General features: G+C 67.3%; 20 protein-coding genes and 1 tRNA gene. 9 read left to right on the forward strand and 12 right to left on the reverse strand.

Annotated elements, in window-relative coordinates:
- The first annotated feature begins 45 nt into the window (after nt 1-45).
- From BMZ25_RS19600 to BMZ25_RS19615, 4 genes are all read left to right on the forward strand, one after another.
- Nucleotides 46-1,062: an amino acid ABC transporter substrate-binding protein gene (locus BMZ25_RS19600; RefSeq protein ID WP_092696342.1), complete on the forward strand. Its 1,017-nt coding sequence runs from the start codon at nt 46-48 to the stop codon at nt 1,060-1,062.
- 130 nt (nt 1,063-1,192) lie between these two features.
- Nucleotides 1,193-2,731: an ABC transporter permease subunit gene (locus BMZ25_RS19605; RefSeq protein ID WP_092696343.1), complete on the forward strand. Its 1,539-nt coding sequence runs from the start codon at nt 1,193-1,195 to the stop codon at nt 2,729-2,731.
- A 1-nt stretch (nt 2,732) separates the two neighbouring features.
- Complete coding sequence (locus BMZ25_RS19610; protein WP_092696344.1) at nt 2,733-4,049, forward strand: amino acid ABC transporter permease; 1,317 nt, start codon at nt 2,733-2,735, stop codon at nt 4,047-4,049.
- Between the two features lie 11 nt (nt 4,050-4,060).
- On the forward strand, nt 4,061-4,864 hold the full coding sequence (locus BMZ25_RS19615; RefSeq protein WP_092696345.1) for an amino acid ABC transporter ATP-binding protein: 804 nt from the start codon (nt 4,061-4,063) through the stop codon (nt 4,862-4,864).
- Nucleotides 4,865-4,872: 8 nt separating this feature from the next.
- Here the strand turns inward: BMZ25_RS19615 and BMZ25_RS19620 are convergent, their stop codons facing one another.
- The 12 genes from BMZ25_RS19620 to rpmH all read right to left on the reverse strand — a co-directional run bounded on the left by BMZ25_RS19620 (nt 4,873) and on the right by rpmH (nt 14,642).
- Nucleotides 4,873-5,361 (reverse strand): SixA phosphatase family protein, encoded by a 489-nt coding sequence (locus BMZ25_RS19620; protein WP_092696346.1) that lies wholly within the window; start codon nt 5,359-5,361, stop codon nt 4,873-4,875.
- Nucleotides 5,358-5,999 (reverse strand): ferredoxin, encoded by a 642-nt coding sequence (locus BMZ25_RS19625; RefSeq protein ID WP_235859949.1) that lies wholly within the window; start codon nt 5,997-5,999, stop codon nt 5,358-5,360. The genes BMZ25_RS19620 and BMZ25_RS19625 overlap by 4 nt, the downstream gene beginning before the upstream one ends.
- Nucleotides 5,996-6,865 carry an acetylglutamate kinase gene (argB, locus tag BMZ25_RS19630; RefSeq protein WP_092696360.1) on the reverse strand — a complete coding sequence of 290 codons (870 nt, stop codon included), beginning with the start codon at nt 6,863-6,865 and terminating at the stop codon, nt 5,996-5,998. The genes BMZ25_RS19625 and argB overlap by 4 nt, the downstream gene beginning before the upstream one ends.
- Nucleotides 6,866-6,949: 84 nt before the next feature.
- Nucleotides 6,950-8,785 (reverse strand): c-type cytochrome, encoded by a 1,836-nt coding sequence (locus BMZ25_RS19635; protein WP_092696347.1) that lies wholly within the window; start codon nt 8,783-8,785, stop codon nt 6,950-6,952.
- A gap of 100 nt (nt 8,786-8,885) precedes the next feature.
- Nucleotides 8,886-9,530: a ribosome biogenesis GTP-binding protein YihA/YsxC gene (yihA, locus tag BMZ25_RS19640; protein ID WP_092696348.1), complete on the reverse strand. Its 645-nt coding sequence runs from the start codon at nt 9,528-9,530 to the stop codon at nt 8,886-8,888.
- Nucleotides 9,530-10,267, reverse strand: a complete 738-nt coding sequence (locus BMZ25_RS19645; protein WP_092696349.1) for an MOSC domain-containing protein — start codon at nt 10,265-10,267, stop codon at nt 9,530-9,532. Before BMZ25_RS19645 ends, yihA begins: the two co-directional genes overlap by 1 nt.
- On the reverse strand, nt 10,264-12,165 hold the full coding sequence (gene yidC / locus BMZ25_RS19650) for a membrane protein insertase YidC (RefSeq protein ID WP_092696350.1): 1,902 nt from the start codon (nt 12,163-12,165) through the stop codon (nt 10,264-10,266). The genes BMZ25_RS19645 and yidC overlap by 4 nt, the downstream gene beginning before the upstream one ends.
- Nucleotides 12,166-12,266: 101 nt before the next feature.
- Nucleotides 12,267-13,133: a tRNA 2-thiocytidine(32) synthetase TtcA gene (gene ttcA / locus BMZ25_RS19655; protein WP_092696351.1), complete on the reverse strand. Its 867-nt coding sequence runs from the start codon at nt 13,131-13,133 to the stop codon at nt 12,267-12,269.
- Between the two features lie 85 nt (nt 13,134-13,218).
- Nucleotides 13,219-13,548: a hypothetical protein gene (locus BMZ25_RS19660; protein WP_092696352.1), complete on the reverse strand. Its 330-nt coding sequence runs from the start codon at nt 13,546-13,548 to the stop codon at nt 13,219-13,221.
- A 310-nt stretch (nt 13,549-13,858) separates the two neighbouring features.
- Nucleotides 13,859-14,080 carry a membrane protein insertion efficiency factor YidD gene (gene yidD, locus BMZ25_RS19665; protein ID WP_092696353.1) on the reverse strand — a complete coding sequence of 74 codons (222 nt, stop codon included), beginning with the start codon at nt 14,078-14,080 and terminating at the stop codon, nt 13,859-13,861.
- A complete protein-coding gene (gene rnpA / locus BMZ25_RS19670; RefSeq protein ID WP_092696354.1) occupies nt 14,077-14,484 on the reverse strand; it encodes a ribonuclease P protein component in 408 nt (135 codons plus the stop codon). Before rnpA ends, yidD begins: the two co-directional genes overlap by 4 nt.
- 23 nt (nt 14,485-14,507) lie before the next feature.
- On the reverse strand, nt 14,508-14,642 hold the full coding sequence (gene rpmH / locus BMZ25_RS19675) for a 50S ribosomal protein L34 (RefSeq protein WP_092696355.1): 135 nt from the start codon (nt 14,640-14,642) through the stop codon (nt 14,508-14,510).
- Between the two features lie 285 nt (nt 14,643-14,927).
- Between rpmH and BMZ25_RS19680 the strand changes: the two genes are divergently transcribed.
- The 5 genes from BMZ25_RS19680 (at nt 14,928) to BMZ25_RS20615 (ending at nt 19,134) form a co-directional block, all read left to right on the forward strand.
- The gene (locus BMZ25_RS19680) at nt 14,928-15,662 is read left to right on the forward strand and encodes a TVP38/TMEM64 family protein (protein ID WP_092696356.1); all 735 of its coding nucleotides are present in this window, start codon (nt 14,928-14,930) and stop codon (nt 15,660-15,662) included.
- On the forward strand, nt 15,663-17,075 hold the full coding sequence (locus BMZ25_RS19685; protein ID WP_092696357.1) for a dihydrolipoyl dehydrogenase family protein: 1,413 nt from the start codon (nt 15,663-15,665) through the stop codon (nt 17,073-17,075).
- Between the two features lie 23 nt (nt 17,076-17,098).
- On the forward strand, nt 17,099-18,499 hold the full coding sequence (locus BMZ25_RS19690; RefSeq protein WP_092696358.1) for a sensor histidine kinase: 1,401 nt from the start codon (nt 17,099-17,101) through the stop codon (nt 18,497-18,499).
- 73 nt (nt 18,500-18,572) lie between these two features.
- Nucleotides 18,573-18,649: transfer RNA gene (locus BMZ25_RS19695), tRNA-Arg, on the forward strand.
- Between the two features lie 254 nt (nt 18,650-18,903).
- Entirely contained in the window at nt 18,904-19,134 is a 231-nt protein-coding gene (locus BMZ25_RS20615) for a hypothetical protein (RefSeq protein ID WP_143071582.1), read from the forward strand.
- The last annotated feature ends 385 nt before the right edge of the window (nt 19,135-19,519 follow it).

Raw genomic sequence — 19,519 nt, forward strand, 5'->3', positions numbered from 1 at the left:
CGACTCAAACCGCTTTGACAGGCGGGAACTCAGGAAGAGGTACACATGACGAAATCCCTATTTCTCGGCGCTCTCACGGCGGTTGGCCTGACGGCCGGTGCCGCTGGCGCCGCGACACTCGACGACGTTCAGGCGCGTGGGCACCTGAACTGCGGTGTGAACACCGGTCTCGTCGGTTTCGCCGCGCCGGACAGCAATGGTACCTGGGAAGGCTTCGACGTCGGCGTCTGCCGCGCGGTTGCCGCCGCGGTGCTGGGCGATCCGATGGCGGTGGAATTCGTCACCACCACGGGTCAGACTCGTTTCACGGCGCTCGCCTCGGGCGAAGTCGACATGCTGGCGCGGAACACGACCTGGACCTTCACCCGCGACAACGACCTCAAGTTCGAGTTCACCGGCGTGAACTATTATGACGGTCAGGGCTTCATGATCCCGAAAGAGCTGGGCGTGACCTCGGCGAAGGATCTCGACGGCGCCACCGTCTGCATCCAGACCGGTACGACGACCGAGCTGAACCTCGCGGACTTCTTCCGCGTCAACAACATCAGCTACGAACCCGTCCCGATCGAGACCAACGCCGAAGCGCAGCAGCAGTACCTTGCCGGCGCCTGCGACGTCTACACGACGGACGCCTCGGGCCTGGCCGCCACGCGCGCGACATTCGAGAACCCGCAAGAGCACGTCATCCTGCCCGAGATCATCTCGAAAGAGCCGCTCGGCCCGCTGGTCCGCCACGGCGACAACGAGTGGGGCGACATCGTCCGTTGGACGCTGAACGCGCTGGTTGCCGCCGAAGAGTATGGCATCACCTCGGCCAACATCGACGAGCTGGCGCAGGGCACCAACAACCCCGAGATCAACCGCATCCTCGGCACCGAGGGCAACCTGGGCGAGATGATCGGTCTTGAATCGGACTGGGCCGTGAACGCGATCAAAGCGGGCGGCAATTACGGCGAGCTGTTCGAGCGCTACATCGGCGAGAGCACCCCGGTCGGCCTGTCGCGTGGCCTGAACGCGCAATGGACCAACGGCGGTCTGCTCTACGCGCCGCCGTTCCGGTAACGGCATTTCCGGGGGCGCCGGCGCCGGCGCCCCCGGAGCAGAAGGCCCGAAACACGCCTTTCCATAATACGACTTCGCACCAAGGCCGCAAAAGAACGGCCGGGAATGACGAAGCAGGGAGCCCCCATACATGACGACGCTCACCCAGCCGCCGCAGGAGTCGTTCCGGCTGAGCCAGCTGCTCTACGACACGCGGTATCGCTCGCTGACGATCCAGGTGGTCGCCTTCATCCTCTTGATGGCGTTCTTCTGGTGGCTGATCGCGAACACGGTCGCCAACCTCGAGGCGCTCGGCAAGGATTTCGACTTCGGTTTCCTGGGCCAGCGCGCCGGCTACGACATCAACCAGACGCTCATCCCGTACACCAGCGGCGCCACCCATGCGCGCGCCGCGCTGGTCGGGATCCTGAACACGCTCCTCGTGGCTTTCATGGGCTGCATCCTCGCCACGGTCATCGGCGTGATCGCCGGCGTGCTGCGGCTGTCAAAGAACTGGCTCGTGGCGCGGCTGATGACGATCTACGTCGAGGGCTTCCGCAATGTGCCCCTGCTGCTGTGGATTATCGCCATCTTCGCGCTGATGACCGAGTCGACGCCCCAGCCGCGAGATTTCCGCGAGGGCGGCGGCGCGTCGCTGCTGTTCGATTGGGTGGCAATCACGAACCGGGGCGTCTACGTGCCCGCGCCGAACTGGGGCGACGGGGCCGGCGTGATGATCGCGGTGTTCGTCGCCTCGCTGGTGGGGATCTGGGCATGGCGGCGGTTCGCACGGCAACGGCTTGAATCGCGGGGGCAGCTTCTGCCCGTCATGCGGGTCTCGCTCGCGCTGTTCTTCATTCCCACGCTGATCGTCTATTTCGCCTTCGCCGCCATCACCGGCGGGCGCGAGCAGGCGATCGTCGCGGCGGGCGCGACCGAGCAGTCGAGCCTCGCCGATTTCGCCCAGTCCCAGAGCGGGCTGAACGTGTGCCTGATCCCCGGCTCGGCTGCCTCGCTCAACCTCGAGCGGCGGCTGATGGCAGACGACCTGAACTACAACGCAGTGCCGTTCACCGACGAGCAGGGCGCGCTTGCCGGCTTCCAGTCGGGCGACTGCAACGTGGTCAGCCTGCCGTCGGCAGATGCCGGGCCCTACATCGCCAATGGCGGCTTCGAGGGGCAGCCCGCCGTGCTGTCCGACACGATCCTTCGCGGCAACCCGGTCGAGTTCGAGCGCCCCGTCCTGGGCGGCTTCAACTTCGAGGGCGGCATCCACCTGCGGAACTCGCTCATCGCCCTGTGGCTCGCGCTGTCGCTCTATACCGGCGCCTTCATCGCCGAGATCGTCCGCAGCGGCATCCTGTCGGTCAACAAGGGCCAGAGCGAGGCCGCCTTCGCCCTGGGCCTGCGCCCGAACCGGGTGATGAACCTGGTGATCCTGCCGCAGGCGCTGCGCGTCATCGTGCCGCCGCTGATCTCGCAGTACCTGAACCTCACCAAGAACTCGTCGCTGGCGATCGCGGTGGGTTACATGGACGTCCGCTCGACCCTGGGCGGCATCAGCATCAACCAGACCGGCCGCGAGCTGGAGGGCATGCTGCTGATGGCGCTGTTCTATCTTCTGCTCAGCCTGCTGATCTCGGGGCTGCTGAACATCTACAACGCCTCGATCAAGCTGAAGGAGCGGTGAGATGAGCGATACCCACGCACAGACCGTCCGCTTCGTCCGCGACTCGATGATCGAACCGCAGGAGCCGCCGATCTCGGAAACCGGCGTGATCCGCTGGGTGCGCGAGAACCTGTTCTCGGGCTGGCTGAACATCCTTCTGACGGTGGTGTCCCTGGCGGTGATCTATTTCGCCCTGTCCCACCTGCTGCCGTGGTTCCTGCAGATGGTCTGGAACGCCGGCTCGCTCAGCGAATGTCGCGAGATCCGGAACGAGCGCTACGGCCCGGACGCCGCGTCGGCCTGCTTCGCGGTCATCCGCGAACGCTGGCACCAGCTGCTGTTCGGCTTCTACCCGGTCGAGGCCTATTGGCGCGCTGTCCTGGGCTTCGTCGTGTTCCTGGCCGGCATGTCGCCAGTGCTGTTTACCAGTCTGCCGCGCAAGCTGCTCTGGGCCTCTGCGGCGACGCCGTTCGTCTGCTACGCCCTGTTCTGGGGCGGCAGCATCTGGGGGCCGGTCGCCACCGCTCTCGGCTTTGCCATCGGGGCGGGGGCCTATTCCCTGGGCTTCCGCGCGGGGGGCAAGCTGGCCGCCAGCATCGCCGCCATCGTGGTGCCGATTCTCTACTGGCTGTTCCTGGCCGGGCCGCTCGCGCGGGCGCTGACCGGGATCGCGCCGATCGGGCTGCCGTTCATCCCCTCGGACGATTTCGGCGGCTTCATGCTGTCGACGATCATCGGCCTTTCGGCGATCCTGCTGTCGCTGCCGCTGGGCATCCTCCTGGCGCTGGGGCGGCAGTCGCACCTGTTCATCATCAACAAGGTCTCGATCGGTTTCATCGAGATCATCCGGGGCGTGCCACTGATCGTGTGGCTCTTCACCGCGTCGCTGCTGCTGAACTACTTCCTGCCGCCGGGCACGAACTTCGACCTGATGCTGCGCGTCATCATCATGGCGACGCTGTTCTCCTCGGCCTACATCGCCGAGGTCGTGCGCGGCGGGCTCGCGGCGCTGCCGTCGGGCCAGTACGAGGGCGCCGACAGCCTCGGGCTCGATTACTGGCAGTCGATGCGGCTGATCATCCTGCCGCAGGCGCTGAAGATCTCGATCCCCGGCATCGTCAACACGTTCATCGGCCTGTTCAAGGACACGACGCTGGTGGTCTTCATCGGCCTTCTGGACCCGATCGGGCTGTCCAACTCGATCCGCGCCACGACCGAGTGGAACGGCATCTACTGGGAGCTCTTCGTGTTCATCGGCGTGCTCTTCTTCATCTGCTGCTTCAGCATGTCCCGCTATTCGATCTACCTGGAGCGCAAGCTCCAGCGTGAAAACCGCTAAGGAGACCGACCATGACCGACGCCGCCCTCGAGGTTGAGCAGCGCCGCGAGATCGACCGGAGCCAGATGACGGTCTCCGACGAGGTCGCGATCCAGATCACCGAGATGAACAAGTGGTTCGGCAGCTTCCACGTGCTGCGCGACATCAACCTGACCGTCTACCGGGGCGAGCGGATCGTGATCTGCGGGCCGTCCGGGTCGGGCAAATCCACCCTGATCCGCTGCCTGAACGCGCTCGAAGAGCATCAGGCCGGCCGCATCGTCGTGGACGGGACCGAGTTGAGCTCGGACCTCAAGAACATCGACACGATCCGCTCCGAGGTCGGGATGGTGTTCCAGCACTTCAACCTGTTCCCGCACCTCACCATCCTCGAGAATTGCACGCTTGCCCCGCTCTGGGTGCGCAAGACGCCCAAGAAGGAGGCCGAGGAAACGGCGATGCACTTCCTCGAGAAGGTGAAGATCCCCGAGCAGGCCGACAAGTATCCCGGCCAGCTTTCGGGCGGTCAGCAGCAGCGCGTGGCCATCGCCCGGTCGCTCTGCATGAAGCCGCGGATCATGCTGTTCGACGAGCCGACATCGGCGCTGGACCCGGAGATGATCAAGGAAGTGCTCGACACGATGATCGAGCTTGCCGAAGAGGGCATGACGATGCTCTGCGTCACGCACGAGATGGGCTTTGCGCAGGCCGTGGCGAACCGGGTGATCTTCATGGACCAGGGCCAGATCGTCGAGCAGAACGAGCCCAAGGAGTTCTTCAACAACCCGCAATCCGACCGGACCAAGCTGTTCCTCAGCCAGATCCTCGGTCACTGAGCCGCGGGTCAGAGGTCCTTGGGGACCACGAAGTCGACGGCCCGGCCCGTGCCGGGCCGTATTTCGTTCCAGGCGTCCACGTCGAACGCGGCGACCAGCGTGGCGCAGGTGGGGAACTTGGCGAAGGACGGATGAACCGGCGGCGTGACGAGCACCTGCCGCGCGAAGGACGCGAAGCCGGGATTGTGCCCGATCATCAGCACGCAGGCTCCCTCGGCCCGCTGCAGCCGCTCCAACAGCCTGTCCGGCGCCGCGAGGTAGAGCGACGGGTCTGTCGTCATCTCGACGCCGGTCAGCCCCAGGCCCGCCCATGTCTCCTGCGCCCGGCGCGCCGAGGACACGAGCGCCGCGTCGGGCATGTACCGCGCGGCGATCTGGGCGCCGATCTCGGGCGCGGCGGCCTGGCCGCGTGCGTTCAGCGGGCGGTCATGGTCGGGCAGCGCCGGGGTGCCCCAGTCCGACTTGGCGTGACGGGTGAGGATCAGGGTGCGCGTCATCGCAGGAACGCCTCCATGTGGAACGCGGCGCGCGCGTTCGGGATGTCGTCTCCGACCGGGCAGGCCGCGCGCACCCGGCAGCCTGCGGTGCGGCAGGCGACGCCCTCGGGTGCCGTGACATGAGCCTGGCAGCGGTCGACATCGTAGCTCTCGGCGCTCAGCGCATCGACCGGGCAGGCGGTCAGGCATGGGCGGTCGGCGCATGTGTCGCAGGGGCAGGGCATCGCCTCGGGTACCGGCACCTCGTCGTACAGCCCCAGCGCCCCGCGATAGGATAGCCACAACCCCTGCTCGGCATGCACCGTCAGCCCCACCGGCGACGGCCACGCGCGCCCCGTGCGCCGCGCCCAGCTGAGAAAGGGGTGAAAGGGCGGCCCGCCGAAGGGGAACAGGCTGATTGCGTCCAGCCCGTGCGCGATCCGGCCCAGCACCCGCCGGGTCCAGCGGTCCAGCGGATCGGGCTGCCCGTCGGCGTACTCGTCCGAGGCGGCAAAGACCTGCCAGAAAGTCGCGCCGGGCCCGACCATCAGAAGCGTGCGGATGGCCCCCAGATCGTCCGTCGGCAGCGGGTGAAAGCCACCCAGCACGGTCAGACCGTCGGGCGCGAGCAGCGGCTCGAGCCGGTCGGGCACCGTCACCGCGGCGGCCGGATCAGGCTGCCGGCCCCGTGCTCGGTATAGAGTTCGAGGAGGCAGGCGTTGGGCGCCCGCCCGTCGAGGATGACCACCGCGCGCACGCCGTCGTCGATGGCGGCCAGCGCGGTCTCGGTCTTGGGGATCATGCCTCCCGCGATCACGCCGTCATCCGTCATCTGGCGGATCTGCTCGGGGGTGATCTCGCTGACGATCTCGCCGGTGTTGTCCTTCACGCCAGACACGTCCGTCAGCAGAAGCAGGCGGTCGGCCTTGAGCGACGCGGCGATGGCGCCCGCCGCCGTGTCGCCGTTGACGTTGTAGGTCGCGCCGTCGGACCCGCCGCCGATCGGGGCGATGACGGGGATGATCTCGGCCGCGTGGAGCGAGCGCAGGAAGTCGGGGTTGAAGCCGACCGGCTTGCCCACGAAGCCGAGCGCGGGGTCGGCCTGTTCGCAGACCATCAGGTTGGCATCCTTGCCCGACAGGCCCACGCCCTTGCCGCCGGCGGCGTTGATCGCCTGGACGATCCGCTTGTTCACCAGCCCCGACAGCACCATCTCGACGACCTCGACCGTCGCGAGATCGGTCACGCGCTTGCCGCCGACGAAATCGCTCTTGATCGTCAGCCGTTCGAGCATCTGGTTGATCTGCGGCCCGCCGCCGTGGACGATCACCGGGTTCACGCCGACCTGCTGCATCAGCACGACGTCACGCGCAAAGCTTTCCATGGCCTCGTCGCTGCCCATGGCGTGCCCGCCCAGCTTGATGACGACGGTCGCGCCGTCATATCGCTGCAGGTTCGGCAGCGCGGCGTTCAGGGTCCGGGCGGCGGCGATCCAGTCTTCGGCGGTGACGGTCTGCTTCTTCATGGGCTCTTCCTCGGGCATCGGCCCCTGTTAGTCCCTCCGGGGGAGGGCCTCAAGGGGCCGACGCCAGAGCCCGCTTCCGCAGGGTCAGTCGGCGGCGGTCTTGGACAGCGCATCCTGCGCGGCGAACCACGCGGCCACGTCGGCGCGCTGCTCTTGGCTCAGCGCCTTCGAGATCTCGCCCATCGGGTTCAGCGCGTAGAGCTCGTCGTTCTCGGTCTGGGCGAAGGTCTCGAGCCGGTGTTCGAGGTAGACCGGATTCTGGCCGTGCAGCCGCGCGAAGATCGGCATGTCGGCCGTCGTCGCCTCTCCGTGGCAGGATAGGCAGGCCGGGACGCCCGCGTCGGGCACGCCGTTCTGCGCGATCTCGGCGCCGCGGCTCACGCCCTCGGATTGCGGGTCGTAGCCCTCCGGCATGCGCGAATCCTGCGCGGGACGGTTGCCGAAATAGGCGGCCAGGTCCGCGATGTCCTGCGCCTCCAGCCGGGTGGCCGTCTGGAACATGCGGTCATTCATGCGCTCCTGGGCGCGGAAGGCCCAGAGCTGCTGCTCGATATAGGCGGGTGTGTGCACCGTCAGGTTCGGGAACTCGCCCGAGTTGGTGCCCAGCCCGCCTTCCTCGTGACATTCGACGCAGACGGTCTCGACGAGGTTCTCGGCATTGGCCAGATCCACCTCGCGCTCGGGGCGCGCGGGTTCTTCGCCGGGTTCGAGCGAGCCGAAATAGGCGGCAAGGTTGGTACGGTCGACGGCGTCGAGGTTGCTCGCGACGAACGGCATCGGGTGATAGCCGATCTGGCCGTCGGACTCGGCCACCGCGTAGGCGTCGAGCTTGCGCTTGATGTAGACGGGCGACTGCCCGGCGAGATGCGGCACGAAGATGCTGCCCTCGGTCTCGCCGCCGTCATGGCAGGTCAGGCACGACGGCACCGCGCCTTCCTTGCCGTTCAGCGCGATCACGCGCCCGGCCTCGACCGAGGCGTCCTGCGACAGGGTGGCGCCCGAGCCGACGTCGGGAAGCAAATCGTAATAGGTGGCGAGCCGGTCGATCTGGCTGTTCGACAGGTTCGCGGCGACGGTCTGCATGATCGCGCTCGGCTTCTTGCCGGTGGCGTATTCCTGCAGGGTGTGGGCGATGTAGTCCGGCTCGAGCGTGGTCAGGTTCGGTGCCTCGCCATTCGTCGCGTCGCCCGCGCCGTCGGTGCCGTGGCACGCGGCGCAGCGGGTGACGGGCAGGCCGTCCATGCCGAGGTCGGGCCAACCGGTCGCCGGAGAGGCGTAGAGATACTCGTCCAGCGGCGGCGCCTTCGGCTCCATCGAGACCTCGGCCAATTCGCCGATCTCGCCATAGGGCAGGACGGGCGTGTCCTCGATCTGCTGCCGGGTGGGGGCGACCATTTCGGAATACTGCTCGGCGCTCATCTCGGGCATCGCGCGGAGGAAGGCGACCGTCGCCCAGATGCCGGCGTCGTCGCGCTCGTCCGTCGGCCACGAGGGCATCGCGCTGAACTTCACGCCGTTCCAGAGGATGTAGTAGAGTTCGTCGTCGTCGAACTGGTCCACGACCGAGGGCAGGTGCTGCGGCCGCGGCCGCATCGAGAGCGCCACCGGGTTCTGGCCCAGCCCCGGTCCACCGTGGCACTTCGAGCAGACATTGGCATAGTGCTGGGCGCCCAGCTTGACCCGTCCCTCGGTGTGCAGGTCCTCGGGCACCGCGATGTCGCCGGATCGGGCGGCGACGCTTCGTTTGAAAGTATAGTGCAACATCTCCGTCACGAGCGCGTTATGCTGTGGACGGGCAGAGACGTTCATCCCGCCGAGCGAGATGACGATGCCGCCTGCGATCCCGCCGACGATGCCGAGGCCGGCCAGAATACCAACGGCAGTAAGCGCGACGCGTGGCGTGGGAAGGTATGATTTCATGACGAAGCTCCCGGCTGCACTTCGTCCCTAACGCGACGGGTCCGGGATCGGTCCCGACGTCAAGTTCGGTTTTTTTGTCGCAGGGCGGGGCGCCGGCGGCTCAGAGAGAGGCGATCACCGCGCGCAGCACGTCGATGCCGTGGCCGGTTTCCGACGACGTTACAATGAGTTCCGGGAAAGCGGCGGGGTGCTTGGACAGCGCCGCGCGGGTGCGGTCCAGCGCCTTCTCGCGGTCAGCCGTCTTGACCTTGTCGGCCTTGGTCAGCACCGCCTGAAAGGTCACGGCCGCCGAATCCAGCAGCGAAAGTATCTCTTCGTCGACGTCCTTCACCCCGTGGCGCGCGTCGATCAGCACGAAGGCGCGGCGCAGGGTGGGGCGACCTTGCAGGTAGGCCTTGAGCAGGGCCTGCCACCGCGCGACCACATCGACCGGGGCCTTGGCATAGCCGTAGCCCGGAAGGTCGACCAGGTAGCGGTCGGCGAGGGTGAAATAGTTGATCTCCTGCGTCCGCCCCGGCGTGTTCGAGGCGCGCGCGATTGCCTTGCGACCGGTGAGAGCGTTGATCAGCGTCGACTTGCCCACGTTCGAGCGGCCTGCAAAGCACACCTCGGGCCGGTCCGCGTCGGGCAGGCCCGACATCGCGACGACGCCCTTGAGGAACTGCGTCTCGCCGGCGAACATCTTGCGCCCGGTCTCGATCTCGGCCGCGTCGGGCTGTGTGACGGGAAAGGGAAGCTGGACCATCAGAGCACCGTCAGCGCATCGCCGAGCGCGACGGGGCCGCCCTCGATCACCTCGGCGTAGATGCCGAACTGGGTGTGGCCGAAGTTCTCGCGAAGCAGGCCAAGCGTGTCGGTATCCACGCTGCCGGTCGCCGGATCGGCATGGGTCGCCCTGCAACGGCCGATTCGCTCGCGCACGGCAAGCGTGGCGTCGCCCAGCCGGATCTCGCGGTCGACGAGGTCGAATTCCTGCCAGGGCTCCAGCCCCTCGACCCAGACATTGCCGCGAAAGCGCCGCTCGTCCATCGCGTGACCCGCCGCGCGGCTCAGCTCGGACAGGGAGGCGCGGTTCAGGATCGAGATCGAAGGGAAGGCGCTGTCGGTCATGCCGCGCGCCTCGGCGCGGACGATCCTTGCGGGCGCGGCGCGCCCCTCGGGAACCAGCGGGCGCACCCAGTCCAGCAGCGCCTCGGGCTCGGTCTCGGGTGAGACGGTGAGGTCGTCGCGGTCGGGATGGCTCAGGCGGACGGCGTCGCCCTCGAGCCGCGCCGTGACCGCCATCAGAGCCGGTGCCTTGGCGCCGCGGTTGAAGTTCGCGCAGGGCGACCAGCCATCGCTCAGCTTCGCCGCCTCGTGGGCCACTGCCCAGACGCGATCGCCGGGCAGGGTCTGCCCGGCGATCATCCGTGTCTCGGTCAGGGGCTCGGCCCCGACCGCCTTGATCGGGTGCCGCCACAGCGCGGCGACGGTCGCGGTCATGTCTTGTCCCGCGCCTTCTTGTCGCCGCCCTCTTCGCCCTTCTTGCGGGAGAAGCTCTGGCGGATGTTGCCGAACACGTTCGGCTTGTAGCCCTGGCTGCGCATGATGAGGTACTGCTGCGAGAACGTGATCGTGTTGTTCGCGATCCAGTACAGCACCAGCCCGCTGGCGAACTGCCCCAGCATGAACATGAACACCCACGGCATCCAGGCAAAGATCATCGCCTGGGTCTGATCCGTCGGCGCCGGGTTCAGCTTCTGCTGCAGCCACATCGAGACACCCAGCAGGATCGGCAGGATGCCGAGCGAGATGAGGTCGAGCGGCCCGAGGTCCGGCACGGCAAAGGGCAGCAGGCCGAACAGGTTCAGGATCGACGACGGATCGGGCGCCGAGAGGTCGCGGATCCAGCCGAACCAGGGCGCGTGGCGCAGCTCGAGCGTGACGAAGATCACCTTGTAGAGCGAGAAGAAGATCGGGATCTGCAGCAGGATCGGCAGGCAGCCCGAAGCGGGGTTCACCTTCTTCTCCTTGTAGAGCGCCATCATCTCCTGTTGGAGCTTCTGGCGGTCGTCCCCGGCCTTCTCCTTGATCTTCTCCATCTCGGGCTGGAGTTCCTTCATCTTCGCCATCGAGACGTAGGACTTGTAGGCCAGCGGGAAGAGCAGTGCCTTGATCATCAGCGTCAGGATGATGATCGACCAGCCCATGTTGCCGATCAGGTCCTCGATGTTGTGCAGGACGAAGAAGATCGGCTTGGTCAGGAAGAAGAACCAGCCCCAGTCGATCGAATCAAGGAAGCCGTCGATCCCGGTCTGCGGCGCGAGTCCCAGCCCGTAGGCCAGCGAGGCGCCGAAATTGTCGAGCGTGCGACCGGCCTCATAGTTGCGGATGGTGGCCCATTCCTTGGCGCCCGCGAAGACGCGGGTCTGCCGCGTCACGGTCTCGCCGGGGGCCACGTCGACCGCCGGCTGCCGCGCCTCGGTCTGGTAGATGTCGGCCGAGGGAACGTACTTCGCCACCTCGGTGAAGCCGCTGCCCTGCTCGGGGATCAGCGTCGTCATCCAGTACTTGTCGGTAAAGCCGATCCAGCCGCCCTCGGCGACGTCGGTGACCTCGGCCTGCGCGCCCTCGCGGTTGACGTAGTCGAGGTCGGGCATGTCGGAATAGCCGATCTCGGTCAGCTCGCCGTCGGCCATCTGCACGACGCCCTCGTGCAGGATGAAAAAGTTGACGGTGTCGGGCTCGCCGTGACGGGCGACGATGCCGTAGGGGGCAAGCCGCACCTGGTCGCCGGTGGTGTTCTCGACCGACTGGGTGACGGTGAACATGTAGTTCTCGTCGATCGCGATCTCGCGGCGGAACACCAGCCCGCTGCCGTTGTCCCATTCCATCGTGACCGGGCTGTCGGGCGCCAGGCTGCCGTCGCCGACCTGGCTCCACTCGGTGTTCGCGCCGGGCACCTGGGCATAGTCCAGCGCGCCACCGGGCGCCCATCCGAAGAGCGTGTAATACGGGTTCGCGCTGCCGACGGGGCTCAGAAGCTCGACATCGGGCGATTCCGGATCGATCGTCACGTCGTATTCGCTCAGCGACAACTCGTCGATCCGGCCGCCCAGCAACGAGATCGAGCCGGCCAGCTTGGGCGTGTCGATGCCGATGCGCGGCATGTCGGCTGCCACGGTCTCGCGTCCGGCTGGGGTCTCGTCGCCCGCGGCCGGCGGCGTCGCGTCCTCGTCCGAGGTTGCTGGCGGGGCGACGGCCGTGTCGGCGGGCTGGCTCGTGCTGGTCTGTTCCTGGGTCTGGGTGTTCTCTTCCGGCGGGAAGAGAAGAAACCAGACCAGGATCACCAGAAAGCTCAGCGCAGTTGCAAGAATGAGGTTCTTGTTCTGATCGTCCATGGTCGGACCGTCACCTTGCCATTGGGGGGTCAAGGCGCGTTCAATAGGTCGCGGTCCTAAAGGTCAAGCCGTTTCCCCCGTCCGTGACGGGGGCCGCGGCCCTATGCCGGAGGCTCGGAGCCGGGCCCGGCCTCGGGCTCCGCGCCCTCGCGGGTGAGCCCCGCGAAGTCGAACAGCTTGGGGTCGAGCAGGTGCGAGGGCCGCGCGTTCATCAGCGAGCGGAACATCACCTGCCGCCGTCCGGGCGCGTTCTTCTCCCAGCCGTCGAGGATCTGCTTCACCTGCTGGCGCTGCAGGCCGTCCTGGCTGCCGCAGAGGTCGCAGGGGATGATCGGGTAGTTCATCGCGCGGGCGAACTTCTCGCAATCGGCCTCGGCCACATGGGCCAGCGGACGATAGACGAACAGGTCGCCCTCTTCGTTCAGAAGCTTCGGCGGCATCGTCGCCAGCCGTCCGCCGTGGAACAGGTTCATGAAGAACGTCTCGAGGATGTCGTCGCGGTGGTGACCCAGCACCACGGCACTGCATCCCTCCTCGCGCGCGATGCGGTAGAGGTGCCCGCGGCGCAGGCGCGAGCACAGGGCGCAGAACGTGCGCCCCTCGGGCACCTTGTCGGTCACGATGGAATAGGTGTCGCGGTACTCGATCCGGTGCGGCACGCCCATCCGTTCCAGGAACTCGGGAAGCACCGTCTGCGGAAAGCCCGGCTGCCCCTGGTCCAGGTTGCAGGCCAGGATGTCCACCGGCAGCAGGCCGCGCCACTGCATCTCGGTCAGGGCGGCCAGCATGGTATAGCTGTCCTTGCCGCCCGACAGGCAGACCAGCCACCGCGCGCCGCGTTCGACCATGCCGTAGTGTTCGACGGCCTCGCGCACGTCGCGGATGATCCGCTTGCGCAACTTGCGGAATTCCGTCGTCGCGGGGGCGCCGTGGAACAGCGGATGGATATCGTCGGCATCGTCGAGCATGCGAATGGACTAGTGAAGTTGGCGGGACCGGGCAAGGGAAACGCGCGTCCCTGCGGCCGCGACGCGGCGGCCGCAGGAGGCGGTGTCAGAGGAAGTGATAGGGGTCACGCTCCCACGGCATCCGGTCGAGCGGGCCGGGCCGTTGCCCTGCAGGTGGCAGGCCGAGGTCGCGGCGCAGATGGTCGCTCATCCCGGTGCTGGCCAGCAGCGTGGTCCGCCGGCGCCGCGCGTCCGGCGGGCGCGGCGCCGGCCGGATCAGCGCCATCGCCGCGAGACGCAGCACCCGGAACGGGCCGTTCGTCGCGATGATGTCGCGCAGATGGGTGTCGGAGGCACGCCCCCGGTGGAAATGAATCACGTTCGTCATGTTGTTCAGCCGGCCGATAATCCGCCGGATCCCCTTGTGATGGGACATGGAACGACCACGGCAGGCGCGCACGGGTCACGCGTGTCGGGTCGCGGTTGCGTTAAGGGTTGGGTCTGAAAAGGTCGCAGGCGGCGCCGCGGAAAGATCGTCGGTCCCGCCTCAGGCGGGAGGGAGGATCAATATCGCGCGCACCACGCCGCAAGGCCGGACACGTCGCGAAGTCGGCGCGTTGCTACGGTCATGTCGGTCATGAAGCGCCTCCCTCTGTCGGACGTGTTCCAGTGCGCCCTCTTATACAGCAGCCGAGCCGTCCGCCAAGCTTTTTTGCGACATTCGGCCGCATCCCGCCCGAGGCGTGTCAGTCGGGCACGTTGTCGATGCCGCTTCCGCCCCAGGGCTGGCAGCGCGCCAGCCGCCGCAACGTCAGCCAGCCGCCGCGCAGCGCACCGTGGCGGCGCAGCGCCTCGAGCGCATAGGCCGAGCATGTGGGATGGAACCGGCAACCATGGCCGACCCAGGGGCTGAACAGCAGGCGATAGGCGCGGACGGGAAGGGCAAGCACGTGGGCGAGGGGGCTCACCGATGCACCTTGTCCAGGGCGCGCGACAGGTCGGCGCGCAGGGTGGCATAGGGCCGGCTGGCCGTGACCTCGCGCCGGCCGATCAGGACATAGTCCCAGCCGTCGCGGCCCTCGCGCGGCAACAGCTCACGCGCGATGGCCCGCAGCCGGCGTTTCGCGCGGTTGCGGGCGACGGCGTTGCCGACCTTCTTGGAGCAGGTGAAGCCGACCCGCACGCCCTGGGCCGGTTCGTCGTCGGCGCGGCGGCGGGCCTGCAGCACGAAGCCCGGCATCGCCTGACGCCGGGCCCGCGAAGCGCGGAGGAAATCCGCGCGTTTCTTGAGGACGGACATGCGAAATGACACCGCCGGAGGGGCCCCGGCCGCGACCTGTCGGTCAGCCTGAGACGCCTCCGGCGGTGTCATCGCAGGATACCTCCGTCGTGCGCTTACGCGCTGACGGTCTTCCGGCCACGCGCGCGGCGTGCGTTCACGATCTTGCGGCCCGCCTTGGTCGCCATGCGGGCACGGAAGCCGTGGCGGCGCTTGCGAACCAGGTTCGAAGGTTGAAAGGTGCGTTTCATCGCCGTCTCTCCGTCTGGGGGCCACCCGACATCCGCCGCATGCGGAGAATCGAGGGCGACCCGGTATTCGAAACCCGGCAGATACGGACATCGCTCCGCCAAGTCAACCATGCGGCGGCGATTGCAACACGTCGCGCCCCCGCACGCCACGCGCGCGGGAATTGTTACAGAACTCATCCCTGACGTGCCGGAAGTCTCACTGTATATCAACGCGACGTGAGACCGGTATCGGAACCGTGCCGGGCAGCGCATGTTGCGGCCCAGACCGAAGAGGTGAGGCGCGCGATGACCGACACTCAGCAGACATCCGGCAATTCGGGCCGGTTGCGCCGCCTGCCGCTTGTCGCGATCGCGCTCGTGGCGATCGTGGGGGCCTTTACCCTGCGTGACTGGCTCAGCTTCGAGACGCTGGCCGAGAATCGCGAGCGTCTGCTGGACTTTCGCGATGCCAACTACGCGGCGACGGTCGCCGGGTTCATCGCGCTCTATGCCGCCGTGGTCGCGTTTTCGCTGCCGGGCGCGACGCTGGCGACCCTGACCGGCGGCTTTCTGTTCTCGACCTTTCCCGGCGCTCTGTTCAACGTGACCGCGGCCACGATCGGCGCCGCGGCGATCTTCCTGGCGGCGCGCTGGGGCTGGGGCGAGCGGCTGTCGCAGCGGATGGACGCGAGCGAAGGCATGGTGAAGCGGATCAAGGCGGGCATCGACGAGACCCAGTGGGAGATGCTGTTCCTGATCCGGTTGGTGCCTGCGGTGCCGTTCTTCGTGGCGAATCTGGTCCCCGCCTTCGTCGGGGTCAGCCTGTGGCGATTCGTGGTGACCACCTTTCTCGGGATCATACCCGGAGCGGTCGTCTATACATCGGTCGGCGCGGGGCTGGGCGAGGTGTTCGCGCAGGGCGAGACGCCCGACCTGGGGATCATCTTCGAACCGCAGATCCTGCTGCCGATCCTGGGGCTCTGCGCCCTGGCGGCGCTGCCGATCGTGCTGAAGGCCGTGCGCGGCAGGAAAGGATTGTAGATGGAGCGGATCGAAACGGATGTCTGCGTCATCGGCGCGGGGTCGGGCGGGCTGTCCGTGGCCGCTGGGGCCGTGCAGATGGGCGCGCGGGTCGTGCTGGTCGAAGGCGGCCGCATGGGCGGCGATTGCCTGAACTACGGCTGCGTCCCGTCCAAGGCCCTGATCGCCGCCGCGAAACAGGCCCACGCGCTGCGCAGCGGGGCGCGCTTTGGCATCGCCCCCGCCGAGCCCGAGATCGACTATGCCGCGGTCAAGGATCACGTCCGCCACGCCATCGACACAATCGCCCCCGTCGACAGCCAGGAGCGGTTCGAGGGGCTGGGCGTCGGCGTCCTGCGCGAATGGGGCCATTTCATCAGCGAGACCGAGTTGCAGGCCGGCGACCATGTCATCCGCGCCCGCCGCTTCGTCATCGCGACGGGCTCGTCGCCGCTGGTCCCGCCGATCGAGGGGCTCGACGGCGTGCCCTATTACACGAACGAGACGATCTTCGACCTGCGGGAAAAGCCCGAACACCTGATCATCATCGGCGGCGGGAATATCGGGATCGAGATGGCGCAGGCGCACGCGCGCCTCGGCAGCAGGGTCACGGTGATCGAAGGTGCCGAGGTCCTGTCGCGCGACGATGCCGACGCGCGGGAAATCGTCCTCGCACGCGTGCGCGCGGAAGGTGTCGAGATCGTCGAGGGCCAGCAGGCCGAGCGCATCTCCGGGCAGCCCGGCGAGATCACGGTGGAGACCGGGCAGGGGCGCCATACCGGGTCGCACCTTCTGGTCGCCGTCGGCCGCAGCGTGAACGTTGCGCAGCTGGATCTCGACAAGGCGGGCGTCTCCCATGGCCGCGCCGTCGAGGTGGACGACCGCCTGCGCACCTCGAACCGCCGGATCTATGCCGTGGGCGACGCGGCAGGCCGGATGCAGTTCACCCATGTCGCGGGATACCACGGCGGCGTCGTGATCCGTTCCCTCCTGTTCGGCCTGCCCGCCCGCGCCAAGCAGAGCCACATTCCCTGGACGACCTACACCGACCCCGAGCTGGCCCAGGTCGGCCCGACCGAGGCGCAGGCCCGCGAGAGATGGGGCGACGCCGTCGAGGTCGTACGCGCGAATTACGACGAGAGCGACCGCGCCATCGCCGAGGGCCGCCCCGAGGGCTTCGTCAAGGTCATGGTGGTCAAGGGCAAGCCGGTGGGTGCCACCATCGTCGGCGCGCAGGCGGGCGAACTGATCGGAATGTGGGCGTTGGCGATCTCGGCCGGGCTGAAGATGTCGGCGATCTCGACGGCGGTGCTTCCGTATCCGACGCTCATGGAGCTCAACAAGAGAGCGGCGGGGGCCTATTTCTCGCCGCGTCTGTTTGATAATGCTTGGGTCAAGCGGATCGTGGGGGCGGTGCAGCGCTTCGTCCCCTGATCGGGCCGGGTACGAGGGCGCGCATGTTTCTGAACTCCCTGTCGGGCCGTTTCCTGATCCTGACGGTCGTTTTCGTCATGCTGGCCGAGGTGTTGATCTTCGTCCCCTCGGTCGCACGCTTCCGCGAGGATTACCTGGCCTCGCGCCTCGAACGCGCGCAGATCGCCTCGCTCACGCTGCTGGCGACCGACATGATCTCGGATGAACTGGCGCAGGAGCTTCTGGACAACGCCGAGGTCTACAACGTTGTCCTGGTGCGCGACCAGGTGCGCCAGCTGGTGCTGTCCTCGCCCGTGCCCAAGCCGATCTACGCCACCTACGACCTGCGGAGCGCCGGCCCGGTGGAACTGATACGGGGCGCGGTGACGGATCTGTGGCATGCCGAGAACCGGATGATCCGCGTGATCGGCGACCCGGTCCGCGAGGGCGGCCTGCTGATCGAGGTGACGATGGCCACCGGACCGCTGCGCGCGGCGATGATCGACTACGGCCTGCGAATCCTCGCGCTGTCGGCGGTGATCTCGGCGGTGACGGCGCTGCTGCTGTTCCTCGCCGTGCGGCGGCTGATGGTGAAGCCGATCAAGGGCGTGGTGGGCGCGATGGCCCGCTATGCCGAGGCGCCCGAGGACAACCGGCGCATCATCGAACCCTCCGCCAGCGTCCGCGAACTGCGCGAGGCCGAGACCGCACTCCAGAGCCTCCAGACCCAGCTGACCGGCGCCCTGCGCCAGAAGGAGAGGCTGGCCCAGCTGGGCGGCGCCGTCGCCAAGATCAGCCACGACCTGCGCAACATCCTGACGACCGCCCAGCTCTTCGCCGACCGGATCGACGGCAGCGAGGACCCGGCGGTGCGGCGCATGGCGCCGAAGCTGATCAACTCGATGAGTCGCGCGATGAGCCTGTGCGAATCCACCCTCGCCTTCGGCAAGGCCGAAGAGCCGCCCCCGGCGCTGGAGCGGGTGACGCTGTCGCGGCTGGTGGACGACGTGCTCGAGGGCGAGCGGCTGTCGGTCGACGAGGCCGAGATCACCTTCACCGACGATATCCCCGCGGGCATGACCGTCCGCGCCGACGGCGAGCAGCTGTTCCGCGTGCTGTCGAATCTCGTGCGCAATGCCCGGCAGGCGATCGAGGCGTCGGCCGGGACGGGCGAGATCTCGATCGTCGCCACCGAGGACGAGCAGGCCTGGCATATCCGCGTGTCCGACACCGGGCCGGGGCTGCCCGCCAAGGCGCAGGAGCACCTTTTCCGCCCGTTCCAGAGCGGGTCGCGCCGGGGAACCGGCCTTGGCCTGACCATCGCGGCGGAACTGGTGCGCGGCCATGGCGGGGCGCTGAAGCTCGACCGCACGGGGCCCGAGGGGACGGTGTTCCAGATCGAGCTGCCGAAATCGGTCGGCATGCTCGAGGAGTCCGCGGCCTGAACGGACGGATTCAAAAAATCCGTCCGGAATCCCTTGCGCTCACCTGCGCCCCACTATAGGACGCGCCCACCCCGCGCTGGTAGCTCAGTTGGATAGAGCACTTGACTACGAATCAAGGGGTCGGGGGTTCGAGTCCTCCCCAGCGCGCCACTTTCCTCTTTCTTAATCATTAGACGATGATGATGTTTCGCGCGCGAAACATCTGGCCCTCGCGCGCGTGCGCGCAGCGGCGCGTTCGTTTGTCTTGGGTGTCGAGTCGCCGGCGCCGAGTCGGATGCGCCGGCTTCGCTTGCCTGCTTAAAGGTCGAGTCGCCGCGCGGACTGCAGCACCGAGGCTCCGGCCTGGCGGTTCATCCGTCTACGTGATCGCGCGAGTCGTAGGCGCTCGTCGCATTGGACGTCCCTTGCTGCCCTTCTGGCTCGGTGCTGCGTTCGGTGACTCGCGCGTACTGCCGTTGGGTCATGTCGTGGCGGCGTGTTTGGCGGGGCAGGGGGTGTTGGTGTTCGGGGTCGTGGACTGCCTGATTTTTCGCCAGAAAACCTTTAAAAATCAGTGGGATGGTGGTTGTCTTGGCGAAAAATTTGGGGTGCTTTTAGAAAAGGGGTTGCGGATGTTTGGCGACATCCGTAGATAGCCCTTCACCGGCGGCGCTGAGGCGCTGGCGGGGCGCCAGACGGGGCGGCGGACAGGGAAGCGGTTGACGTTTTTCGGTTCGTGCGGCAGACGAGGCGGGAGATAACATCGGGGTCATGCAGGCGGGGCGCGCCGAGTAAGTTAGGGCGCATCCTGTTGGTATTGTCTCCGGGCTTTTTGACATCGCTGGTGACTGAAGAGATATGCGGGCGGTTTGGTCCATACGATGGATCGACGCTTTGCATGTCGGCTCTCTAGCCTTCGGGCGATGATGGGAGTGTCAGCTTCACTGTTTGAGCGCGGTTTCGGTACCTTTGGTATCCGAAGCACGTGTCAGACAGATGACTTCGTCGGGTCTTGATGGCCTGACGAGATGTGCAGAGGTT

Source organism: Tranquillimonas rosea (assembly GCF_900111315.1).
Taxonomy (GTDB): Bacteria; Pseudomonadota; Alphaproteobacteria; order Rhodobacterales; family Rhodobacteraceae; genus Tranquillimonas; species Tranquillimonas rosea.

Coding starts and splice junctions, on each gene's coding strand:
- BMZ25_RS19600 (WP_092696342.1), top strand. CDS start 46: ATGACGAAATCCCTATTTCTCGGCGCTCTCACGGCGGTTGGCCTGACG.
- BMZ25_RS19605 (WP_092696343.1), top strand. CDS start 1,193: ATGACGACGCTCACCCAGCCGCCGCAGGAGTCGTTCCGGCTGAGCCAG.
- BMZ25_RS19610 (WP_092696344.1), top strand. CDS start 2,733: ATGAGCGATACCCACGCACAGACCGTCCGCTTCGTCCGCGACTCGATG.
- BMZ25_RS19615 (WP_092696345.1), top strand. CDS start 4,061: ATGACCGACGCCGCCCTCGAGGTTGAGCAGCGCCGCGAGATCGACCGG.
- BMZ25_RS19620 (WP_092696346.1), bottom strand. CDS start 5,361: ATGACGCGCACCCTGATCCTCACCCGTCACGCCAAGTCGGACTGGGGC.
- argB (WP_092696360.1), bottom strand. CDS start 6,865: ATGAAGAAGCAGACCGTCACCGCCGAAGACTGGATCGCCGCCGCCCGG.
- BMZ25_RS19635 (WP_092696347.1), bottom strand. CDS start 8,785: ATGAAATCATACCTTCCCACGCCACGCGTCGCGCTTACTGCCGTTGGT.
- yihA (WP_092696348.1), bottom strand. CDS start 9,530: ATGGTCCAGCTTCCCTTTCCCGTCACACAGCCCGACGCGGCCGAGATC.
- BMZ25_RS19645 (WP_092696349.1), bottom strand. CDS start 10,267: ATGACCGCGACCGTCGCCGCGCTGTGGCGGCACCCGATCAAGGCGGTC.
- yidC (WP_092696350.1), bottom strand. CDS start 12,165: ATGGACGATCAGAACAAGAACCTCATTCTTGCAACTGCGCTGAGCTTT.
- ttcA (WP_092696351.1), bottom strand. CDS start 13,133: ATGCTCGACGATGCCGACGATATCCATCCGCTGTTCCACGGCGCCCCC.
- BMZ25_RS19660 (WP_092696352.1), bottom strand. CDS start 13,548: ATGTCCCATCACAAGGGGATCCGGCGGATTATCGGCCGGCTGAACAAC.
- rnpA (WP_092696354.1), bottom strand. CDS start 14,484: ATGACACCGCCGGAGGCGTCTCAGGCTGACCGACAGGTCGCGGCCGGG.
- rpmH (WP_092696355.1), bottom strand. CDS start 14,642: ATGAAACGCACCTTTCAACCTTCGAACCTGGTTCGCAAGCGCCGCCAC.
- BMZ25_RS19680 (WP_092696356.1), top strand. CDS start 14,928: ATGACCGACACTCAGCAGACATCCGGCAATTCGGGCCGGTTGCGCCGC.
- BMZ25_RS19685 (WP_092696357.1), top strand. CDS start 15,663: ATGGAGCGGATCGAAACGGATGTCTGCGTCATCGGCGCGGGGTCGGGC.
- BMZ25_RS19690 (WP_092696358.1), top strand. CDS start 17,099: ATGTTTCTGAACTCCCTGTCGGGCCGTTTCCTGATCCTGACGGTCGTT.